Origin of the sequence: Desulfovibrio sp. JY, assembly GCA_021730285.1 — a bacterium.
Taxonomy (GTDB): Bacteria; Desulfobacterota; Desulfovibrionia; order Desulfovibrionales; family Desulfovibrionaceae; genus Solidesulfovibrio.
The window spans coordinates 1,579,923-1,599,006 of record CP082962.1; the positions used below are offsets into that span (position 1 = coordinate 1,579,923).

Sequence of the window (19,084 nt, forward strand, 5' to 3'; positions counted from 1 at the left end):
GTGCGAGAGGGGAACCCTTTTTGAAAAAAGTGTTCCCCTCTCGCGCTCTCCCCTCCCCAAAACTTTTAACGATTATGGAGAGGGTAACGATAACACTCTGCAATTATTAAGAGTCTTTGGAAAGGGGGACCGGGGGGAGAACCTTTCTGCAAGAAAGGTTTCCCCCCGGTTGTCCCCGGCTCTTCCCGCTCCCTGCATTGACCCGAAGGCGTCAGGCGGCTATATTCGTGTATCTTTTACCCAGAGCCCAGGCATGATCAAAGACCCCTACGCCAAATTCGCGGACTTCATCGCCCGCCAGAAGCTTAAAATGACGCCCCAGCGGCGCAGGATTCTCGAAGTCTTTCTGTCCGAGGAGGGTCATGTGACCTCCGAGGAGCTCTACCAGAAGGTCAAGCGGGAATACGACGGCATCGGCCAGGCCACGGTCTACCGCACGCTCAAGCTTTTGGCCGATTCGGGGCTGGCCAAGGCCGTGGAATTCGGCGACGGGGCCATGCGGTACGAGATCCTGTACGGCCAGAGCCACCACGACCATCTCATCTGCGAATCCTGCGGCATCAACGTGGAGGTGGTGGACCCGTCCATCGAGCGCCTCCAGGAAGAAGTCGCCCGCCGCCACGGCTTCAAGCTCACCGCCCACAAGCTCTACCTCTACGGCATCTGCCCGGACTGCCAGAAGAAGGCCGCCGGGAACAGCTAGCGGACAATGCGAGAGGGGAACCCTTTTTGAAAAAAGTGTTCCCCTCTCGCGCTCTCCCCTCCCCAAAACTTTTACCGGTTACGGCTGCGGCAACGATAACGCTCCGGAACCGTTAGACGTCTTTGGAAGGGGGGCCCGGGGGGAAACCTTTCTTCAGAAAGGTTTCCCCCCGGTAGTTTCCCTCTCCTCCTCTTCTCCCCCCGGGCGGGCGGCGCATTCGGCGAAGACCCGGGTGTGGCAGCAGGCGCAGCGTTCGGGGTCCAGGCGCGCGATGATGCCGGCGATGGCCGTGGATTTGTCGCGAAAGACATTCTGCGGCCCGATGCGGGCCAGGCAGCCGCCGCGTCGCAGCAGCTCCAGCACTTCCGACTTGAGCGAGCAGAAAAAGATTTCCCGTCCCGAGAGCCGCATGGTCCCGGCCTCGTGAAACAGCATGTGGCAGCCGCCGGCATCGATGAAGTTGATGCCCGAGCCGAGGATGAGGATGTGGCATTGTTCCGGGCTTTTCTCGGCGATGCGGTGCAGTTCCTCGGCGATGTGGTTGACCGCGCCGAAAAAGATCGAGCCGTCCAGGCGCAGGATCTTGAGTTGCGGGCACTCGGGCAGGGGGCGGCGGTGCACGTTGACCAGCGCGCGGTGGGGCGAATCTGGGTCCGGGGCCAGGGTGATGAAGTGGGGGTGGCTGGTGCGGCGCAGGTAGAGCAGGAGCGACAGGATCACGCCGGCGTAGATGGCGAATTGGAGCTCTGTGAACAGCGTGGCCAGCAGCGTGGCCAGAAGCACTCCGGCCTCGCCCTTGTCCGTTTTCACGATGTGGCGGATGGCCGGGATGTTGATGAGCCCGGCGGCCACGACCAGGATGACGCCGGCCATGGAGGCGATGGGCAGGGCGGCCGAGAGCGGGGCGATGAGCAGTACGATGGCGGCCAGGAACACGGCCGAGAACACGGCGGCCAGCGGCGTTTTGGCTCCGGCGTCGAAGTTGACGCCCGTGCGGGTGAACGAGCCCGAGGTGGCGTAGGCCGAAAAAAAGCTGCCCACGACGTTGGCCAGGCCCTGGCCGATGAATTCCTGGCTGTTGTCGATGTGCTGGTTGGAGCGGGTGGCCACGGCCCGGGCGATGGACACGGCCTCGGCCAGCCCCAGCATGCCGACGGCCACCGCGCCGGGGACCAGGATGCGTAGCGTGTCCAGGTCGAAGCGCGGCAGGGACAAGGGGGGCAGCGAGGCGGGCAGCGCGCCGACAAGCGTCACGCCGTGGGCCGGGCCGCCGATGGCCATGGAAACCAGGCTGCCGATGACCATGGCCAGAAGCAGGGCCGGGGCCTTGGGGTTTAGTTTGCGGATGGCCACGGCGCAGAAAAGCGTGGTCACGCCGATGCACAGCACGCGCGGATTGACGTCCGGCAGGCGGCTTATGAGCCCGATCCAGGTGTCCAGGAACGAGCCGCCCCGGGGCAGGGTCAGGCCGCAGAAATGGCCGAGCTGGCTGGTGGCGATGAGGATGGCCGCCCCGGCCATGAACCCCGTGACCACGGAGTGGGAGACGAAATTGACCACCCCGCCGAGCCGGGCCAGGCCCAGGCCCAGCTTGAAGATGCCGGCCAGGAGCGTCAGCGCCAGCACGAGGTTCAGGTAGTCGGGGCTTCCCGGCGCGGCCAACTGGCTGACGTTGGCGAAGATGACCAGGGAGGCGGTGGTGGTGGGGCCGGAGATGAGGTGGAACGAGGAGCCGAAAAGCGCGGCCACGACCACCGGCACCATGGCCGCGTACAGGCCGTAGACCGGCGGCAGCCCGGCAATGGCGGCAAAGGCCACGCCCTGGGGCAGCACGATCACCGCGCCGGTAAGCCCCGCCCACAGGTCGGCGCGCGCCGTGCGGCGGTTGACCAGGGGCCACCAGGACAGAAACGGCAGGATATGGGGCAGGGTGGCCTTGATGCGGTCGCTGCGGGTTTTGCGGCGGGGAAGTTCGCATTGTTCCATGACGACGTGCTCCGAAAAAGACGATTGTCATGACAATACCCCGGCGTCGGTGCAGGTCAACCTGTGGGCTTTTTGGAACAAGGCCTCGTTTCGCAATCGTGGCGAACCCGGTGCGGGGAAAGGCCGGCGCGCGTATGTCGCCGGGGGGAATGGGCTGACGGAATTCCGACACCCTTGCCAGGACGACCTGGGTGCGTATATGAAATGAAGACCTCTCCACGGATGGAGCCGGTTCCCGATGCCCGGGACCGCGAGGGCAGGCACGCTCGTGTCCCTGTGGCGGCGTGACGCCACGCCCGGAGACCCCCATGGCCGCCATCCAAGCCGTCGCCAGCGCCAGTTCGGCCTACCAGCGTGAAGCCACGCGTTTTGTCGCGTCCACGCCCAAGGTCGGCGGCAAGGTCATCAACCGCGAGGCCACGGTTTCCTTTGGTCCGTTTCGCGTCAGCTACGCGGCCACGGACTACGAATTCGACCTGACCGGGGCCTCGGCCCAGACGTCGTTCGCCGACGCCCTGGACGCGGCCGCCACAACCGCCCGGCTGGCCGATACGCCAAGTCAATCCGATGCAAGTTCCGGGCCGACGAACGCCATAAGCCGCCGTCTGGCCCTGGCCGGCTACCAGGCCGCCGCCAATGCGCCGCAGACGCCAACCTCCGGCATGTTTTCCGCCACGGCATAGGGAGGTCTTCGTCATGCCCGAGGCCGTGCCCGTTACGGGTCTCGATCACCTCGTACTCACCGTGGCCGATCTGGCGCGATCGATCGCCTTTTACCGCGACGTGCTCGGCATGCGGGTGCGCCGCACGCCCGAGGGCCGCGTTTCGCTCCATTTCGGCGGGCAAAAGATCAATCTGCACCCGGCGCAGGGGACCATCCTCCCCCGGGCCGGGCATCCCGCGCCGGGATCGGCCGATGTCTGTTTTTTGACTGGCCTGGACGCCGAAACCGTGGCCTCCCGCCTGCGGGCGCATGGCGTGGCCGTGGAGTGCGGGCCGGTGGACCGTGATGTGGCCGCCGGACCGGCCCGCTCCGTGTATTGCCGAGACCCTGACGGCAATCTGGTGGAAATCGCCGCCAGATAGGCCCGGTCGTCGCCCCGGACGCCTTTCCGTGGGGCGGGCGTCCGGAACTCCTCTTTATATCCTGTGCAACTGCGGGCGCATAAGCCCGGTGATCGCCTCGCCGCGCAGATAGCGCCCGATGTTGGCGAAGGCCGCTTCGTAGCTTAGGCGCGGCCATTCGGCCACGTCGAAGGAGTTGTGCGGGCTGGCCAGCAGATTCGGCAGGGTCAGCAGGGGATATTCCACCTCGAAGCGGCCGTGGCGCAACGGCTCCACCCACCAGGACTCGATGCCGGCCCGAAACGCCGGATGGTCGCGCAGGTGCTCGTAGAGCGCCTTCTGGTCGATGATCTCGCCCCGGGCCACGTTGACCAGGATGGCGTCCGGGGCAAGCAGGGCCAGCTCCCGCGCGCCGATCATCTCGTGGGTCAGCCGGGAATAGGGCAGGGTGAGCACCACGACCTGCGCCCCTTCGAGGATGGTTCGCAGGTTGTCGCGGGTGCCGACGTAGGCCACGGGCTCGTCGGTCTTGCCCGAGGTGTTGAGGGCGTAAATTTCCATGCCCAAAGCGGCAAGCAGTCTGGCCACGGCCTTGCCCGCGCCGCCGAATCCGAGCACGGCCGCCTTTTTGCCGGACAAAAGCAGGTTGGGGACCATCTGGTTGAATTCCCCGCGCCGCATGGCCGCGTCTTCCTCGCGCAGTCGCTTGGCCAGGCACAGCACCATGGCCAGGGCGTGCTCGGCCATGGGCCGGGCAAAGGCCCCGGAATTGCCGGCCACGGTCACGCCATCCGGAATCCTGTCGAACGGCAGGTCGTCGAGGCCGGCCGAAAGGATCTGGAGCAACTGGCCCGGGTGCAGGGCGGCCAGGGCGGTCCCCATTTCCTTGAAGGGCTTAAACGACAGCACCACCTTGGCGCTGGCCACGGCGGCGGTTCGGTCGGCCTCGGGCACGCCGGCAAGATTCGCATAGCCGCCATACGGGGCGGCCATTTCGTCCAGAAACGGGCGGTTGGCGTGGGGGGTGGTCAGGGTCACCAGGATGTGGGCCATGGAAACGTCTCCTTCCCCCCGCCGCAAAAAATGACAGCCAGGGCGGGGGGAAAGAAACTGGCCGGAGCGCGAGCCGAAAGGCGTTTTCGGTTGATTATCACAGGAACGAGGTCGGGAAAAGTCGTCTTCTTTTCATCGGGATACAGCGCCTTCGGCGCGTTTTTGGGGTTGAAGGTCGGGGGGAGGGGGCGCGGCGGCGGGCGGCGCATATTTGAAAAATACGCCTTCGCCGCCGCGCCCCCTCCCCCCGACCCAGGCCATGCGGCTCATAGGCGGGAGCGGAGCGGTCCCGGTTCGAAACGACGGGCCTATGCCTTCTGTCAGATGGAAAAAGAGATTGCGGCCGACGAGGCCGGCGGCGGCTTCGGCCACACCGTCCATCCGGAGCGGGTGCGGTCCTTTTGGCGGTGGGGTTCCGGCCTTACGGCCGGGGGGACGACGGAAGTGCGTATGACCGCTGGACGCTCGCCTCCTTACCCTTCTCTCCATCCCAACAGGCCGAAAAATTTTAAATTTCTTCCCGTTGAAAGTTTTTGAAGGGGGTCCAGGGGGAAACTTTTTTCAAAAAGTTTCCCCCTGGCCGCCGGAGGCACATCTCCCCCGATCTTATGCGTCTTTCAAGTACGCGGCGATGGCGGTGTCGTAGGCGCTGGTCTTGGCGAAGGTGGCGGCGGCGGTTTTCTGGCGCAGGGCCAGGGGGGCGGCCATGGCGTTTTGGGCCAGGGTGTCCATGACCTCGGGGTAGAAGGCCGGGTCGGGCACCACCAGGATGCTGGAGAAGTTTTTGGCCGAGGCCCGCAGCAGGGTGGGGCCGCCGATGTCGATCTGTTCGACCATTTCGGGCAGGGCCAGGCCTTTTTCCAGCGCCTTTTCGAAGGCGTAGAGGTTGACCACCACCATATCGAAGGGGGCGATGCCGTGCTTCGCCAGGGTGGCCAGGTGTTCGGGGTTGTCCTTGTCGGCCAGGATGCCGCCGTGGATATGGGGATGCAGGGTCTTGACGCGGCCGCCCAGGATTTCCGGAAATCCCGTCACGTCGCTGACGGCGGTGACGGGCAGGCCCGCTTCCATAAGCAGTTTGCGGGTGCCGCCGGTGGAGACGAGTTCGACTCCGGCGGCGCTTAAAAACCGGGCCAGTTCGGGCAGGCCGGATTTATCCGTGACGCTTAAAAGCGCCCGTTTGACAGGCAGAAGTTCCATGGCGACCTCGCGGATGTTTTTCGCGGGGTGCCACACTCGATCGGGCTTGGCAAGCCTGGAGACCGACCGGACCGCCCGGTCGTGGCGCTTTTACCACGGCCGGGCGGCACGAAGGGGAGAAATCTGCCGGAAGGCGCTGGACTCAGGCGGCGATGCGCTTGAGTTCTTCGGCCAGTTCCCGGGCTGCGGCGTAGCGGGGGTCCTGGGTCAGGATGGCCTCGAGTTCGGCGCCGGCCTCGGCGTGGCGGCCGAGGCTCACCAGGCAGCCGGCCAGGGTGAAGCGCACGTCGTGCTTGGCCGGGTCGATGGCGAGGTAGTCCCGCAGGTAGGGCAGGGTTTCCTCGATACGGTTTTCAGCGTGACCCAGGCGCACCATGCCGAAGATGGCGACCAGGTTTTCCGGGTTCTTGGCCAGGGCGCCCTTGAAGTGGGTGAAGGCCTCGGCCGGTTCGCCGCGTTCCATCTCGATGAGCGCCATGCCGGAAAGGGCCCGGTCGTCGGGCTCGATGGTGGAGGCCTTGCGGTAGAGCGTCATGGCCTGATCGAGCTCGCCGCGCTGCACGGCGATGGTGGCCAGCCCCAGATACGGATCGGGATGGACGCCGTTATTGGTCATGGCCTTGGAGTAGTATTCTTCGGCCTTGTCCAGGTCGCCCATGAAAAGATAGCACTCGCCGAGTTCCTTGTTGATTTCGTAGTCCAACTGCCCGCTCATGACGTCCCCTCCGTAGTCGACGCCCGCGTTTAGGATCGCGTGCGCGTCGCCGGGTTGGCGCGCTTCCCTGCGCCGTGTTTTTTCGCGTCTTTCTTTTTTTACGGCTTGTGGCCGATGCCGGCAGCGCGTTCTGCCGGGCACGAGAGGTTAAGCAAGCCTCGTGCCAGTGCCTGGAAAGGGGCCTTTGGCGGGAAAATCCCGCTTTCGGAGAGGGGAGTTAGGCGCGGCGAGCATATTTTTTTGAGAAAGTAAAACGCGGCGGTCCGGTAAAAAATTCCCAGCTCCGGGTCGGGGGGCTGTCCCGATGGAACGCTTTTTGCCCAGTAGTCCCCCGAAAGCGATCGGCCGACGCACGGTGCGGCCACGGAAAAGCGAGGGAAAAGGCTATGAAATCAATATTTCCCGAAAATACGGCCCTGCTCGGCAAGGTCCTGGACCTGCGCCTGGAGCGTCAGAATGTCGTCATGTCCAACCTGGCCAACCAGGATGTGCCCGCCTACAAGGCGCACCGGCTGGAATTCGAAAGCCAGCTGCAATCCGCGCTCGGCCTCGAGTCGCAGGGGAAGTTGACGCACACCGGACCCAAGCACCTGTCCCAGGAGTTTTCCCCGGCCACTTTCGAGGGAAACATCGAGATGGGCTGGAAGCCGCGCGTGGTGGCGGGCCTGGACAGCGTGAACATGGACAAGGAAATGTCGATCATGGCCAAGAACACGCTCATGTACAACGCCCTGACCCAGATCACGCAAAAGAGTTTCGAGGGCCTGCAGAAGGTCATCGCCGAGGGAGGTAAGTAGACATGGACCTCTTTACCGCCATGGACATCGGGTCCTCGGGCATGTCCGCCCAACGCACCCTGATGAACACCATCTCCATGAACTTGGCCAACATCCGGACCACCCGCACGGTCAACGGCGGCGGCCCCTATGTGCGCAAGTCCGTGATGCTCGAATCCACCCCCATCGACTCGCCCTTTTCCGAGGCCATGAAGACCGCCCAGGACCGCGAACTGGCCGGGGTCAAGGTCACGGGGCTCGTCAACGACAACCGCCCCTTCCGCATGCAGTACGAACCGGGCCACCCCGACGCCAACGCCGAAGGCTACGTGGCCTATCCCGACATCAACGTGGTGGAGGAGATGGCCAACATGATCACGGCCATGCGCAGCTACGAATCTTCGAGCGCGTCGATCGGCACCGTCAAGACCATGTTCAGCAAAGCCCTGGAAATCGGGCGATAACGGAGGCGTATCATGATTTCTCCCCTGGCGCTTAATGCCTACAAGACCGCGTTGTCCCAGACCGGGGCCATCGACGCCACGGTTTCCAAGTCCCTGACCAAGCCGGGCGCGCCGGCCGAGGGCTTCGGCCAGATGCTCACGGACTCGCTTTCGACCGTCAACAATATGCAAAACGAGAAGAACGACATGGTCGAAGCCTTTGCCGCCGGCAAGAGCCAGAACGTGCACGAGCTGATGATCAATCTGCAAAAGGCCGGCATGGCCATGCAGATGACCACGGCGGTGCGGGGCAAAGTGCTCGAGGCCTACAAAGAACTGGTGAAGATGCAGTTCTAGGGACCCCGTTTCGATAACCGACGCGCTCCGGGAGAAACGCCATGCCTCCTTTCTTCAAGCAGAGTTTCGAAAAGCTCATCCAGTACTGGTCCAACCGTACCGCCACCCAGCGCTTGCTGCTTGGGGGACTGGCCGCTTCCACGATCGTCGCCTTCCTGGTCATGACCTATTTCCTCAACCAGCCGGAGATGCGCGTGCTCTACACCAGGCTGGCCCCGGAGGACGCGGCCCGGGTGGTGGAGCAGCTCAAGGCGTCCAAGACGCCCTACGAGCTGCGCGACAATGGCGCCACCATCATGGTCCCGGCCGAGTCGGTCTACGAGCAGCGTCTGAAAATCGCCGGCGAAGGCATCATGCACGGCCAGGGCGTCGGCTTCGAACTGTTCGACCAGCTCAAGGTCGGCCAGACCGATTTCGTCCAGCGCATCAATTACACCCGGGCCCTGCAAGGCGAGCTGGCCCGCACCATCACCGAATTTCCCCAGGTGGAAAAAGCCCGTGTCCATCTGGTGCTGCCCCAGAAGAGCCTTTTTATCGAGGAACAGAAGCAGGCCTCGGCCTCGGTGGTCCTGACCCTCAAGCGTGGCCAAAAACTTGACGCCAAGCAGCTCCAGGGCATCGTCAATCTGGTGTCCATGGCCGTGGAAGGCCTTACCCCCGAGCACATCACCATCACCGACACCACGGGCCAGTCCCTGTACCAGCCCCGCGGCGATTCGGGCCTGGGCGGCATGTCCACCAGCCAGTTCGAATTCAAGAACACCTACGAATCCAATCTCGAAAACCGCATCGAGCAGCTGCTGACCCCCATCGTCGGCCCCGGCCGGTCCATCGTCAAAGCCAACGCGGACCTTGATTTCAGCCAGCGCACCATCCGCAAGGAGCTCTACGACCCCAACGTCACCGTGGTGCGCAGCGAGCAGAAAAGCGAGGAGAACACCTCCGGCACGGCGGCCGTGGACGCCTCCGGCCAGACCGTGACCCCGCGCGGCGGCGGCGCGGCCGTGCCTAACAACAATTTTCAGGGCTCGGGCTATTCCGGCACCCAGTCCAACCAGAAATCCAGCCGTCAGAACAGCACCACCAACTTCGAGATCAACAAGGAAGAGCAAAACGTCGTCACCCCGGTCGGCGACTTGAAGCGCCAGTCCATCGCGGTTATCGTGGACGGGACCTACGTCAAGGACAAGGATAAGGAGACCTACACCTTCGTGCCCAGAAAGGCCGAGGAGCTCGAGCGCATCAAGCAGGTGGTGGCCCGGGCGGCCGGCCTCGACCCCTCGCGCGGGGACGAGATCCAGGTGTCGAGTTTCGAGTTCGGCGCGCCGGACGGCTCGGACCAGCCGAGTCTGGTCCAGACCATGCTGGAATACGCCCAGCGGCTGGGCAAGCCTTTCTTAAACGGCCTGCTGCTCTTCCTCTTCCTGATCCTGGTGGTGCGGCCGGTGGTCCTGGCGCTCATTCGCCCGCGGGTCACGGAAGAGGAGATCGAGACCCTCGAACGGCTGCCCGAAGGCGAGGCGCGGCTGGCCCTGGCCGAACCCGAGGAAGGCGAGGGCGTGGCCATGCTCGAGGGCGGCAAGGAATTCGAACTGGCCAAGAACCTGGCCATGCAACTGTTCGAGGAAAACATGGAGCAGTCCATGACCCTGCTCAAATCCTGGCTCAAGCAAGAGGCTTAGGATGAAAGCGGATTTTTTGAAAAGAGGGTGCGGGAGGGGAAACCCTTGAAAAAGGGTTCTCCCCTCTCGCGCTCTCCCTTTCCGCAACTTTTTAACGTACTAGGTCTGACTCGGGCGATACGCCGGTAGCGTTGCAAGTCTTTGGAAAGGGGGCCTGGGGGCAACCTTTCGGAAGACAAGGTTTCCCCCAGGAGAATTGACTGGAGATGTCCACCATGACCGGACCGCAGAAAACCGCCGTCTTGTGCCTGGCGCTTGGCGAAAAGTTCACCGGCGAGGTGTTCAAACGCCTGGAGCGCAAGGAGATCGCCCGCATCTCCAAGGCCATGATGGAGATGGAGACCGTGCCCAGGGAGCAGGTCGAGGAGGTGGTCCGGGAATTCAACGAGACCATGCAGGTCGGCAAGGACATGGTCACGGGCGGCCCCGAACAGGTGCGCCGCATGCTGTCCAAAACCCTGGACGCGGACACGGCCAAGTACATCATGGAGACCCTGGAGCTCGACACCGGCCCCACGCCCTTCCAGGAGCTGGTCAACGTCTCCCCGCGCATCCTGGCCCAGATTCTGCGCAACGAACACCCGCAGACCCTGGCGCTCATCCTCGGCCACCTGCATCCCGATCAGGCGGCCGAACTGCTCCAGAACCTGCCGTCCGGGGTGCGGGCCGAAGTGCTCATGCGCCTTTCCAAGCTCGAGGCCGTGGCCGAGGACATGCTGCTCGAGGTGGACAAGGTGCTGCAAAATCAGCTCATCGCCATGGGCGGCAAGGAAGGCAAGAAGGTCGGCGGCATCACGGCCGTGGCCGAAATTTTAAACGCCGTGGACCGCGCCACCGAGGAAGAGGTCCTCTCCGAGATCGAGGAAGAGTCCGCCCAGATGGCCGAGGACATCAGGAACCTCATGTTCGTGTTCGAGGACATCAAGGGCCTCGACGACCGGGCCATCCGCGAACTCCTGAAGGAAGTCTCCAACGAGGAACTGACCCAGGCCTTGAAGGGCGCTTCCGAGGAGCTGCGCGACAAGTTCTTCAAGAACCTCTCCGAGCGCGCCGCCACCATGATCCAGGAAGACCTGGAAATCATGGGCCCCATCCGCCTGGCCGAGGTGGAGGCCGCCCAGCAAAACGTGGTCAAGACCGTGCGGCGTCTGGAAGTCGAGGGCAAGATCGCCATCGGCCGCGGAGGCGGGGATGTCTTTATCTGACGGCGACGCTTTGGGCGTGATGACCGGCCGGGTGATCCTCGGCCCGGGCACCGACGGCGGCGAGGCCGAGACGACCGTCTCGGAGATGGAGTCGCGCCGTTCGCCCATGCATTTCGAGGAGGTCGAGGCCCAGTTCTGGGAGCGGGTGCGGGCCAAGGCCAAGGCCAAGGCGTCGGCCATCATCGCCGAGGCCATGGCCGAGGGCGAACGCCTGAAGGCCAAGGCCCAGGAAGAGGGCTACGCCGCGGGCGTGGCCGCCGCCGGCGGGCAGATCCAGGCCGAACTGGCCCAGATGTCCACATCCCTTGGCTCCATGCTGGAGTCCCTGACCGCCGAGCGGAGCAAGCTGTGGACGGCGCACCGTGAGGAATTCATCAGCCTTTTGCGCCTGGCCGTGGAGCGCACCACCATGGCCGCCATCGACGCCCGGCGGGAAGAAATCCTCGGCAATCTTTTCAATGAATCCCTGGAACTCATGGATGCCAAGGCCAGCCTCACCGTGGTCGCCCATCCCGACGACGAGCCGCTGGTGCGCGAGCTCATCGCCCGGGCGGCCCAGGAACGCGGCGGGCTCGACAAGGTCCTGGTGCGCACGGACCCCCAGCTTATTCCCGGCAGCCTGATTCTCGAGAGCCCGGACGGGCTGGTGGACAATTCCATCGGCAGCCGTTTTTCCGAGGTGGAAAAGATTTTCGACCAGCTTGCCGCTTCGGGGGACGACGATGCCGGCTCTTGACGCCTCCGGGGCCATAGCTTTTCTGGAGCAGCTCCAGCCGGCACGCACCTTCGGCAAGGTGTCCAAGGTGGTGGGGCTTATCGCCGAGGGCCGGGGGATTCGCGCCCCGGTCGGATCGGTCTGCCAGCTTTTATCCGATGGCGGCGGCGGCGGACAGGTGTGCGAGGTGCCGGCCGAGGTGGTGGGGTTTCGCGACGGGGCCTGCCTGTTCATGCCCTATGGCGACCTACGCGGTATCGCGCCGGGAACGCTGATCCGCAACACCAGCACGCCGCCGCTTTTCCCGGTGGGCCGGCGCTATCTCGGCCGGGTCATCGACGCCTTCGGCACCCCCATCGACGACGGCGACCCCATACTCCCCGCCCGGTTCAATCCCATCTTCGCTCCCGCGCCCATGCCCATGGACCGTCCGCGCATAAACGAGCCCATGGATGTGGGCGTGCGGGCCATAAACGGCCTGCTCACCCTCGGCAAGGGCCAGCGCGTCGGCATCATGGCCGGTTCCGGCGTCGGAAAATCGACGCTTATGGGCATGATCGCCCGCAACACCAAGGCCGACATCAACGTCATCGGGCTGGTCGGCGAACGCGGCCGGGAACTGCGGGAATTCATCGAAAAGGACCTTGGCCCCGAGGGCATGGCCCGCTCGGTCGTTGTCGTGGCCACCTCGGACCAGAGCCCGCTGATTCGCATGCGCGCCGCCTACGCGGCCACGGCCATGGCCGAATTTTTTCGGGACCAGGGGGGTGACGTCATCCTCATGATGGATTCCGTCACCCGTTTCGCCATGGCCGGCCGGGAAGTGGGCCTGGCCGCCGGCGAGCCGCCGACCACGCGCGGCTACACGCCCTCGGTGTTCGCCCAGCTGCCCAAGCTCCTGGAGCGGGCCGGCAAGAACGGCAAGGGCAGCATTACCGGCATTTATACCGTGCTCGTGGACGGCGACGACTTCAACGAACCCATCGCCGACGCCGTGCGTTCCATCCTCGACGGCCATATCGTGCTGACGCGCGACCTGGCCGACCAGGGGCATTTCCCGGCCATCGACGTGCTGAGGTCCATCAGCCGTCTGCGCTCGGACGTGACGCCCCAGGAGGCGCTGACCGCCGGCCGGGAGATGATCCGCCTGCTCGCCACCTACCGGCGGGTGGAGGATATGGTCAATATCGGGGCCTACGCCCGGGGGGCCAACCCCGAAATCGACCGGGCCATCGACATGATCGGCCCCATCAACGGCTTCTTGCGCCAGGCCGTGGACGAAAGTCAGACGCTTGACGAGAGCTTTCAGGCTATCCTGGCGCTCATGAAATAATAGGCCCCGGGCGCGCGGTCAGCTCGTCTTGCCGTTCGATCCGGAGACCGCCGAAATCTTGGCCTCAATGCGCTCGAGCAGCAGGTTCTGGCGCTCCAGAAGCTCCATGGCCCGGTTGATCTTCCAGTACCAGCACACGATTTCCCGACAGACCAGGAAGATGAGCGCCAAAATGGCCAGGGTGATCAGAAACGAGAGCAACCCGCCGCCGAACGTGCCGTATTCGTAGAATCCGTGCATTTTTTTCTCCTTTTGAGGGTGAGAGCCGGGGGGAAACCTTGTCTTCCGAAAGGTTGCCCCCAGGCCCCCTTTCCAAAGACTTTTAATAAAATAAATTTGTTACGGGAATCCCTGTCCCCGTCAAAAAGTTTGGGAAGGGGAGAGCGCGAGAGGGGAGAACCCTTTTCAAAGGGTTTCCCCTCTCGCACCCTCTTCTCTTCTTTCCTCCCCTCCCTAAAATTTGATGGCGAAGGAGCCGTAGATCGTGTCGCCCAGAAAGGAATGGCTGGCGCCGAGGTCGTGGATCCACTTGGCCATGAGCATCAGGTCCTTGCCGCCGATGGGCACGGTGTAGGTGGCGGCCGGGCCGATGCCCGACCCCGAGGACTCGAAGGAGCCCATTTTGGCTCCCGTGCCCGAATCCGGCGTGGTCTGGGCGAGCAGGTAGCCCACCGCGCCCAGGCCGAAGCGCGGGGTGAAGTGGTAGGCCGCGGTCCAGTCCACATGCAGCTGGTTGCCCGAGAGGTAATGGGTGGAGGGGTTTTCGGTGTTGATCATGTAGCCGGCGTTGAGCGAGATCTCGTATTTTCCCTTGTGCAGCCAGGTGAAGGCCACGTTGCCGTCGAAGGTGGCGAAGTTCATGCCGAGGTTGGTCAGCTTGTGCTTGTTGTAATAGCCGGTCGGCAAAAACACGATGGGCATGACGGCGATGTGGCATTCGCCGGGGTTCCAGGCGGCGATGACCGGCATGAGGAAGATGTCGGACAGTCCGCCCCGGTCGCCGCCCGCGCCGTACGCGAGATGGTGGGGCGTATCGAGCCCCGTCGCTGCGGCCCGGGTCGTGTAGTTGGCCGCCAGGTCGCCGGTGATGTGCTCGTTTATGATCACGGGCACGCCGACGCCGATGCCGAGCAGGCCGTTTATGGCCGGCACGTCGAACATGTAGGACATCTTGGTGAGGTTGAGCACCGAATGGACCTTGAGTCCGGCGTAGGCGCGTCCGCCCTTGAGCGTGCCGTCCATGTGGTAGGATTGGTGCAGGGTGTCGTTGCGCAGGTAGAAGCCGGCCTCGGGGATGTAGCCCATGAGGAAGTCGCCGTAGGCTCCGGGAATGTAGTGGCTAAGCCCCCCCTCCACGGCCGCCGCCCGTCCGGGGGCGAAGAGGACGAGGCTCAGGGCGAGGGCCAGGCACAGGTAGCAGGGCAGGGGGCTGCTGGGGCGGCGGGAGACGTGGTTCATACTGGGCCTCTGCGGGTTGCGGATGATGGGTTTCGCGCGGCGGGGGACACGTCCTCGCCGCGCAAGCGGGCCTGGGTTATTTTACGGCTTTGGCCTGGGCCGTGACGTCGGGATAGTCGGCCGGGATGTCGATGGGCAGGGTGGTGATGCCCGATCCGGCTTTGGCCAGGGATTCCTTGACGTCCACATAGCGCCAGTTCTTGTCGTTGTAGGTGCGGAAGTAGAAGCGCCCGCGGGCGGTGTCGGCGGCAACGGTCCACTGGGTATAGTCGAACAGCGGGCCTTGCGGGCCGTTGTCGCGGACCGCGCCGTAGGGGATGTCCACATTGCCGATGATCGTCATGACCAGGGCCAGCCCGGCATCGGCGCCGGTAACCGGCTTGGCCGCCTGGGTGAGCGCCACCATGCGCAGGAAGCGGTTGGGCGGGGTGAAGTCGCCGGGAAGCCCGAGCATGCCCGAACCCTGGCCCGTCGGGTCCACCTTGAATCCGTTCACGTCGATGGGCTTGGCGTTGACCGCCGAGAGGTTGACGAAATTGCCCAGGTAGATGCGCATCCAGGGGAAATCCGGGGAATTGGTCAGCACGCCCAGCGGATTGTCGTAGATGTGGCATTGGCCGTTTTGGTACTCGATGACGATGCTCGCCCCGCTGGCGTCATGCACGGTGTAGTGCATGGGCACCGGCCCAACGGTCACGCCGTCCAGGCTTTCCGGCCCCTGGCACACGATGACGTCTTTCATGCCGGAACGCACCTCGGCCACGGTGGCGAACTGGGACAGGATGTATTTGACGACATCGAAATTGGAGATGGTGTGGGCGGCCTTGCTTTTGTTGTAGGACGGGTAGCCGGCATAGCCCGGGAACAGCAGCCCGCCGACCACGAGCCCGGCGTCGTTCATGCCGTCGCAGACAATCGGCTTCCCGAAGGCGTCCATGCCCACGACGCCGTGCGTGCTCTTCCATTTGAGCCCGCCGAGGCTGCCGTCGGGCAGGATGCCGGCCATGGTCGTGCCCTTGGGAATGGTGATCACGCCGCTGTGGAGTTGCTGGGCGTATTCCATGGTCCGGGCGTAGAAGACTTTGCCGTCCGTGGTCTTGATGCGAATGCTGGTGCAGGCCGAGACCGGGGGAACGGCCAGCAATAACGACAGGCCGACGACGACGAGACAAGAAAGGTACTGTTTCATACGACATCCTTTGTAACAGGGTGTGTGCAATCAGTGAGACGGTTTGGGAAAACAGGGAATGTCGGAGCTTATGGTTTTCTATCCCAAGTGCGCGATGGGGTAAAGCGACGCTTTGCCGACGAGGCGTCCTTCGCATTGACCACGCGCCCCGGGGGACGCTAAGGGTGTCCCACGGTCATCCCGGCCTGATTCCCGTTTCGCCGTTCAACCCAAGGAGGCCTTTTCCATGCTCCGTCGTCTCGCCGCATCGTCCTGCCTTGCCGTGGCAGCCTTGTTGACCTTTGGCTGCGCCGGTTCCGGCCCCAAATCCGACAATGTGCCGCAGCAGGCCCTTGATGCCGACTATCAGGATTGCGAGTCCCGGGCCTACGTCTCCACCGCCCTGATCAAATCCGCCGGCGAGGCCGCGGACAAGCAGGAGGCGATCCTCGACGCCTGCATGAAGGAAAAGGGGTACAAGGTAAAATGACGCCGCCAGTACAAAGCCCGCTTGCGCCCAAGCCCGTGTCCGCCAGCCGGGTGGTCATGCCCCAGCGCATGCTCCCTCCGGACGCCAACCCCGCCGGAAACGTCCACGGCGGCGTCATCCTCAAGTACATCGACACGGCCGGCGGCATCGCGGCCATCCGCCATGCCCGCTCGGCCGTGGTCACCGCCTCCATCGACCGCATGGACTTCCTCAAGCCCGCCTATATCGGCGAGGTGGTGACGTTTATGGCCTCGGTCAATTTCGTGGGCGCCACCTCCATGGAGGTGGGCGTCCGGGTGGAGTGCGAAAATCCCATGACCGGCGAGACGCGCCATGCCGGCTCGGCCTATCTGACCTACGTGGCCCTGGATGCCGAGCGGCGGCCCCATGCCGTACCGCCGCTCGTTTTGGAAACCGAGGACGACCGCCGCCGCAACCGCGAGGCTGCCGCCCGCCGCGAAGCCCGGCTGGCCGAACGCCGCCGCGAACGCGACTCCCAGCGTCAGGGACGCGGCGAATAACCCCGACAGAGGTGCATTGTGGCCGAGACCATCGACGATTTGACCGTCAATTATGAAGAGGACGGCGTGCTTTTGACCAAGGAACTGGACAAGGTGATCCTCACCCGGGGCGCCTGGACCACCATCTTGTTCCGGTTCGTCCAGTGGGATCCCAAAAAGGACGCCTATGGCCCGGACCGCTACGCCATCCGCCGCTACAAGAAATCCGGGGACACCTACCGTGTCCAGTCGAAGTTCGCCATTTCCAGCCGGGACCAGGCGAAAAAGATCATCGACGCGCTGGCCGGCTGGGTTGAGGCTCCCGAAGGCGAGGCGTGAGTTTCTCCGTTGTCGTGCGCGCCCTGGCCACCCTTGCCGCCTTCGCCCCGCCGGGCGGGGAGACGGAAATCGGACCGGGCGAGACCGTCGCGGGCCTGGCCGCCCGGCTGGGCCTGCCCTTTGACGCGGTCGGGACCGTGCTCGTAAACGGTCGGCCGGCCGGGGCGGATACGCCGCTTTCCCCGGGCGACACCGTTTCCTTCGTGCCCCCCATTACCGGGGGCTGATATTGACTTCCCCTAGAATATAGCTACCTTGCCGCCTCCCCCGACAACCGTCGGGGGAAGCCGTACTCCGCGAAAAGGGGCTCTCCTTTTTTCAAGGATCTTTTCCCGAAATGGGGAATGCCCTCTCCGGCATCACAACAGGGAAAAGTTTTTGGGAGGGGAGAGCGCGAGAGGGGGACCCTTTTTTCAAAAAGGGTCCCCCTCTCGCCCCTTCCTCTTCAAATTCAAAAAAGGGTTTCCCATTCGCGGGGCACCCCCTGTCGACACGACTGACGCTCCGCGTTATCGTGTGTTCAAGGCGCGAATTGCGCCAACCTTCAAGGACGCGCCATGCCGCTTAAATCCGATTGCTGCCCACTGGCCACGCCGCTGTTGCTTACAGGCCTCAATCCCAGGGAACGTCTGCACAACATCATCGGTGCGGCCCCGCCGGCCGTGCGCACGGCCATCGCCGACCTCATGCTTTCCATCAAGACGTCCCTGGACGTGTTGCCCGGCCTGGCCGAAATTCCGGACCCGGACCAGCCGATTACGAGCTGGGAGTCGCTATTGACCGCCCTGACCTCGGTGCGTCGGGAACTCGACATCGTCAAGGCCCACAAGATCGAGGGCCTCACGCGGGCCAACCCCGGTTTCGTCCAACTCGAATACCGTTGCGGCAAGCTGAAAAAGGCCCATGACAAGGCCGCGCTCATGCTGGAGATCCTCTACGAGCTTATAAACGCCGGCCAGGATTTCCAGACCGCCGCCGAAATCCTGGAGCAAAGCGCCGAGGTGCTGCTCAAGGAGCTCAAGGGCGACCTCTACGTCTGCCGGCTGCGCGACGAGGGGGGCAACTGGGTCAACATCGCGGCCAACACCCATACCGGCCGGGCCACGCCCATCTTCGTGCGCTTCATGGAAGAGACGTTGCCTCACCATCCGGTCATGCGCTCCGTGGTCGATCCCGAGGCGCTTTTTGTGGTCTCCAACAATCTGCAAGGCCCCGAGCGCGGCGGCGAATCCATCGATTGCGTGCCGTACCTGGAGGGCTTTCGCTGCCGGCTGGTGTTTTTCCTGCGCGAACCGGCGGGCAAGGCCTTCGGCCTGGTCATGCTGTATTCAAAAAAGCCCAGGTTTTTCGACCGCTACGAGCCGGACTTCCTGGCCGACTGCGCCCGCATCGTGTCCCTGACCGTGGGGCGGCGCATGGAACTCGGGCGCGACGCCCTGGCCAAGGCCGCCGGCGGCATGGCCCATGTGGGCAACAACGTGCTGGCCATCATGAAAAACGCGGCCGAGTTGATTCTGGAGGAGGATGAGGAGTTTCTCGACAACGAGGACGACATCGCCACGGCCATGATCGCCGAGGCCATGCAGCTCGTGCCCGGGCCCTGGCCTCCCCTGGGGCAGGCCGCCATGCGGCATCTGTTCGGCCTGGCCGTGGAGCGCATCGATGTCGAGAAGAAGATGCAGTACGTCAACCTGATCGTGGAAAACATCAACCGCCTCAAGGGGGCCATCGCCAACCTGATCAAGGCGGTGGAGAAGCCGATTCTCATGCCCTATGTCGGCGGCGAGGAAGTGCTCGATCTCGAGCCGGAAAAAGACGGGGGCGAGGGCGCCTGACGCTCTCCGTCGGTCACGTCCCTGAAAGCGGAAAAAAGTTTTTTGGAGGGGAGAGCGCGAG

At 64.1% G+C, this 19,084-nt stretch carries 22 protein-coding genes; 15 read left to right on the forward strand and 7 right to left on the reverse strand.

From position 1 onward, the window contains the following. Positions 1–253 precede the first annotated feature (253 nt). On the forward strand, positions 254–703 hold the full coding sequence (locus K9F62_07060) for a transcriptional repressor (protein UJX42420.1): 450 nt from the start codon (positions 254–256) through the stop codon (positions 701–703). Positions 704–856: 153 nt separating this feature from the next. Here K9F62_07060 and K9F62_07065 read toward each other — a convergent pair whose 3' ends face one another. Then, complete coding sequence (locus tag K9F62_07065) at positions 857–2,689, reverse strand: SulP family inorganic anion transporter (GenBank protein ID UJX42421.1); 1,833 nt, start codon at positions 2,687–2,689, stop codon at positions 857–859. Between the two features lie 308 nt (positions 2,690–2,997). Between K9F62_07065 and K9F62_07070 the strand changes: the two genes are divergently transcribed. After that, complete coding sequence (locus tag K9F62_07070) at positions 2,998–3,372, forward strand: hypothetical protein (protein UJX42422.1); 375 nt, start codon at positions 2,998–3,000, stop codon at positions 3,370–3,372. Positions 3,373–3,385: 13 nt separating this feature from the next. Next, positions 3,386–3,775 carry a VOC family protein gene (locus K9F62_07075; GenBank protein UJX42423.1) on the forward strand — a complete coding sequence of 130 codons (390 nt, stop codon included), beginning with the start codon at positions 3,386–3,388 and terminating at the stop codon, positions 3,773–3,775. A 54-nt stretch (positions 3,776–3,829) separates the two neighbouring features. Here the strand turns inward: K9F62_07075 and K9F62_07080 are convergent, their stop codons facing one another. The 3 genes from K9F62_07080 to K9F62_07090 all read right to left on the reverse strand — a co-directional run bounded on the left by K9F62_07080 (position 3,830) and on the right by K9F62_07090 (position 6,722). Then, entirely contained in the window at positions 3,830–4,807 is a 978-nt protein-coding gene (locus K9F62_07080; GenBank protein UJX42424.1) for a hypothetical protein, read from the reverse strand. Positions 4,808–5,413: 606 nt separating this feature from the next. Beyond that, a complete protein-coding gene (locus K9F62_07085) occupies positions 5,414–6,007 on the reverse strand; it encodes an IMP cyclohydrolase (protein UJX42425.1) in 594 nt (197 codons plus the stop codon). A gap of 142 nt (positions 6,008–6,149) precedes the next feature. Beyond that, complete coding sequence (locus tag K9F62_07090; protein UJX42426.1) at positions 6,150–6,722, reverse strand: tetratricopeptide repeat protein; 573 nt, start codon at positions 6,720–6,722, stop codon at positions 6,150–6,152. A gap of 386 nt (positions 6,723–7,108) precedes the next feature. On the opposite strand from K9F62_07090, the gene flgB reads away from it, so the two are divergent. The 7 genes from flgB to K9F62_07125 all read left to right on the forward strand — a co-directional run bounded on the left by flgB (position 7,109) and on the right by K9F62_07125 (position 13,233). Next, positions 7,109–7,519: a flagellar basal body rod protein FlgB gene (gene flgB, locus K9F62_07095; protein UJX42427.1), complete on the forward strand. Its 411-nt coding sequence runs from the start codon at positions 7,109–7,111 to the stop codon at positions 7,517–7,519. A gap of 2 nt (positions 7,520–7,521) precedes the next feature. Continuing rightward, on the forward strand, positions 7,522–7,962 hold the full coding sequence (gene flgC / locus K9F62_07100) for a flagellar basal body rod protein FlgC (GenBank protein UJX42428.1): 441 nt from the start codon (positions 7,522–7,524) through the stop codon (positions 7,960–7,962). 9 nt (positions 7,963–7,971) lie between these two features. Continuing rightward, the gene (gene fliE / locus K9F62_07105; GenBank protein ID UJX43163.1) at positions 7,972–8,298 is read left to right on the forward strand and encodes a flagellar hook-basal body complex protein FliE; all 327 of its coding nucleotides are present in this window, start codon (positions 7,972–7,974) and stop codon (positions 8,296–8,298) included. 41 nt (positions 8,299–8,339) lie between these two features. Next, positions 8,340–9,980 carry a flagellar M-ring protein FliF gene (fliF, locus tag K9F62_07110; GenBank protein ID UJX42429.1) on the forward strand — a complete coding sequence of 547 codons (1,641 nt, stop codon included), beginning with the start codon at positions 8,340–8,342 and terminating at the stop codon, positions 9,978–9,980. A 206-nt stretch (positions 9,981–10,186) separates the two neighbouring features. Then, positions 10,187–11,185, forward strand: coding sequence for a flagellar motor switch protein FliG (gene fliG / locus K9F62_07115; protein ID UJX42430.1), 999 nt, complete (start codon positions 10,187–10,189; stop codon positions 11,183–11,185). Continuing rightward, positions 11,172–11,921, forward strand: a complete 750-nt coding sequence (locus K9F62_07120) for a flagellar assembly protein FliH (protein UJX42431.1) — start codon at positions 11,172–11,174, stop codon at positions 11,919–11,921. The genes fliG and K9F62_07120 overlap by 14 nt, the downstream gene beginning before the upstream one ends. Beyond that, a complete protein-coding gene (locus tag K9F62_07125) occupies positions 11,908–13,233 on the forward strand; it encodes a FliI/YscN family ATPase (protein ID UJX42432.1) in 1,326 nt (441 codons plus the stop codon). The genes K9F62_07120 and K9F62_07125 overlap by 14 nt, the downstream gene beginning before the upstream one ends. Positions 13,234–13,251: 18 nt before the next feature. Here K9F62_07125 and K9F62_07130 read toward each other — a convergent pair whose 3' ends face one another. The 3 genes from K9F62_07130 to K9F62_07140 form a co-directional block, all read right to left on the reverse strand. After that, positions 13,252–13,473, reverse strand: a complete 222-nt coding sequence (locus tag K9F62_07130; GenBank protein ID UJX42433.1) for a hypothetical protein — start codon at positions 13,471–13,473, stop codon at positions 13,252–13,254. 213 nt (positions 13,474–13,686) lie between these two features. After that, positions 13,687–14,691: a transporter gene (locus K9F62_07135; GenBank protein ID UJX42434.1), complete on the reverse strand. Its 1,005-nt coding sequence runs from the start codon at positions 14,689–14,691 to the stop codon at positions 13,687–13,689. Between the two features lie 76 nt (positions 14,692–14,767). Then, entirely contained in the window at positions 14,768–15,880 is a 1,113-nt protein-coding gene (locus tag K9F62_07140) for a choloylglycine hydrolase family protein (GenBank protein UJX42435.1), read from the reverse strand. Positions 15,881–16,106: 226 nt separating this feature from the next. On the opposite strand from K9F62_07140, the gene K9F62_07145 reads away from it, so the two are divergent. The 5 genes from K9F62_07145 to K9F62_07165 all read left to right on the forward strand — a co-directional run bounded on the left by K9F62_07145 (position 16,107) and on the right by K9F62_07165 (position 19,023). Further along, positions 16,107–16,349 carry a hypothetical protein gene (locus K9F62_07145; GenBank protein UJX42436.1) on the forward strand — a complete coding sequence of 81 codons (243 nt, stop codon included), beginning with the start codon at positions 16,107–16,109 and terminating at the stop codon, positions 16,347–16,349. Further along, positions 16,346–16,870 (forward strand): acyl-CoA thioesterase, encoded by a 525-nt coding sequence (locus K9F62_07150; GenBank protein ID UJX42437.1) that lies wholly within the window; start codon positions 16,346–16,348, stop codon positions 16,868–16,870. Before K9F62_07145 ends, K9F62_07150 begins: the two co-directional genes overlap by 4 nt. A gap of 18 nt (positions 16,871–16,888) precedes the next feature. Beyond that, entirely contained in the window at positions 16,889–17,188 is a 300-nt protein-coding gene (locus K9F62_07155) for a hypothetical protein (protein ID UJX42438.1), read from the forward strand. Beyond that, positions 17,185–17,415 carry a MoaD/ThiS family protein gene (locus K9F62_07160; GenBank protein ID UJX42439.1) on the forward strand — a complete coding sequence of 77 codons (231 nt, stop codon included), beginning with the start codon at positions 17,185–17,187 and terminating at the stop codon, positions 17,413–17,415. Before K9F62_07155 ends, K9F62_07160 begins: the two co-directional genes overlap by 4 nt. Positions 17,416–17,745: 330 nt before the next feature. After that, positions 17,746–19,023 (forward strand): histidine kinase, encoded by a 1,278-nt coding sequence (locus K9F62_07165; protein UJX42440.1) that lies wholly within the window; start codon positions 17,746–17,748, stop codon positions 19,021–19,023. The last annotated feature ends 61 nt before the right edge of the window (positions 19,024–19,084 follow it).

What these genes read in the sequence shown, in the direction of transcription:
- K9F62_07060 (UJX42420.1), top strand. Translation starts at nt 254, where the DNA reads ATGATCAAAGACCCCTACGCCAAATTCGCGGACTTCATCGCCCGCCAG.
- K9F62_07065 (UJX42421.1), bottom strand. Translation starts at nt 2,689, where the DNA reads ATGGAACAATGCGAACTTCCCCGCCGCAAAACCCGCAGCGACCGCATC.
- K9F62_07070 (UJX42422.1), top strand. Translation starts at nt 2,998, where the DNA reads ATGGCCGCCATCCAAGCCGTCGCCAGCGCCAGTTCGGCCTACCAGCGT.
- K9F62_07075 (UJX42423.1), top strand. Translation starts at nt 3,386, where the DNA reads ATGCCCGAGGCCGTGCCCGTTACGGGTCTCGATCACCTCGTACTCACC.
- K9F62_07080 (UJX42424.1), bottom strand. Translation starts at nt 4,807, where the DNA reads ATGGCCCACATCCTGGTGACCCTGACCACCCCCCACGCCAACCGCCCG.
- K9F62_07085 (UJX42425.1), bottom strand. Translation starts at nt 6,007, where the DNA reads ATGGAACTTCTGCCTGTCAAACGGGCGCTTTTAAGCGTCACGGATAAA.
- K9F62_07090 (UJX42426.1), bottom strand. Translation starts at nt 6,722, where the DNA reads ATGAGCGGGCAGTTGGACTACGAAATCAACAAGGAACTCGGCGAGTGC.
- flgB (UJX42427.1), top strand. Translation starts at nt 7,109, where the DNA reads ATGAAATCAATATTTCCCGAAAATACGGCCCTGCTCGGCAAGGTCCTG.
- flgC (UJX42428.1), top strand. Translation starts at nt 7,522, where the DNA reads ATGGACCTCTTTACCGCCATGGACATCGGGTCCTCGGGCATGTCCGCC.
- fliF (UJX42429.1), top strand. Translation starts at nt 8,340, where the DNA reads ATGCCTCCTTTCTTCAAGCAGAGTTTCGAAAAGCTCATCCAGTACTGG.
- fliG (UJX42430.1), top strand. Translation starts at nt 10,187, where the DNA reads ATGTCCACCATGACCGGACCGCAGAAAACCGCCGTCTTGTGCCTGGCG.
- K9F62_07120 (UJX42431.1), top strand. Translation starts at nt 11,172, where the DNA reads ATGTCTTTATCTGACGGCGACGCTTTGGGCGTGATGACCGGCCGGGTG.
- K9F62_07125 (UJX42432.1), top strand. Translation starts at nt 11,908, where the DNA reads ATGCCGGCTCTTGACGCCTCCGGGGCCATAGCTTTTCTGGAGCAGCTC.
- K9F62_07130 (UJX42433.1), bottom strand. Translation starts at nt 13,473, where the DNA reads ATGCACGGATTCTACGAATACGGCACGTTCGGCGGCGGGTTGCTCTCG.
- K9F62_07135 (UJX42434.1), bottom strand. Translation starts at nt 14,691, where the DNA reads ATGAACCACGTCTCCCGCCGCCCCAGCAGCCCCCTGCCCTGCTACCTG.
- K9F62_07140 (UJX42435.1), bottom strand. Translation starts at nt 15,880, where the DNA reads ATGAAACAGTACCTTTCTTGTCTCGTCGTCGTCGGCCTGTCGTTATTG.
- K9F62_07145 (UJX42436.1), top strand. Translation starts at nt 16,107, where the DNA reads ATGCTCCGTCGTCTCGCCGCATCGTCCTGCCTTGCCGTGGCAGCCTTG.
- K9F62_07150 (UJX42437.1), top strand. Translation starts at nt 16,346, where the DNA reads ATGACGCCGCCAGTACAAAGCCCGCTTGCGCCCAAGCCCGTGTCCGCC.
- K9F62_07165 (UJX42440.1), top strand. Translation starts at nt 17,746, where the DNA reads ATGCCGCTTAAATCCGATTGCTGCCCACTGGCCACGCCGCTGTTGCTT.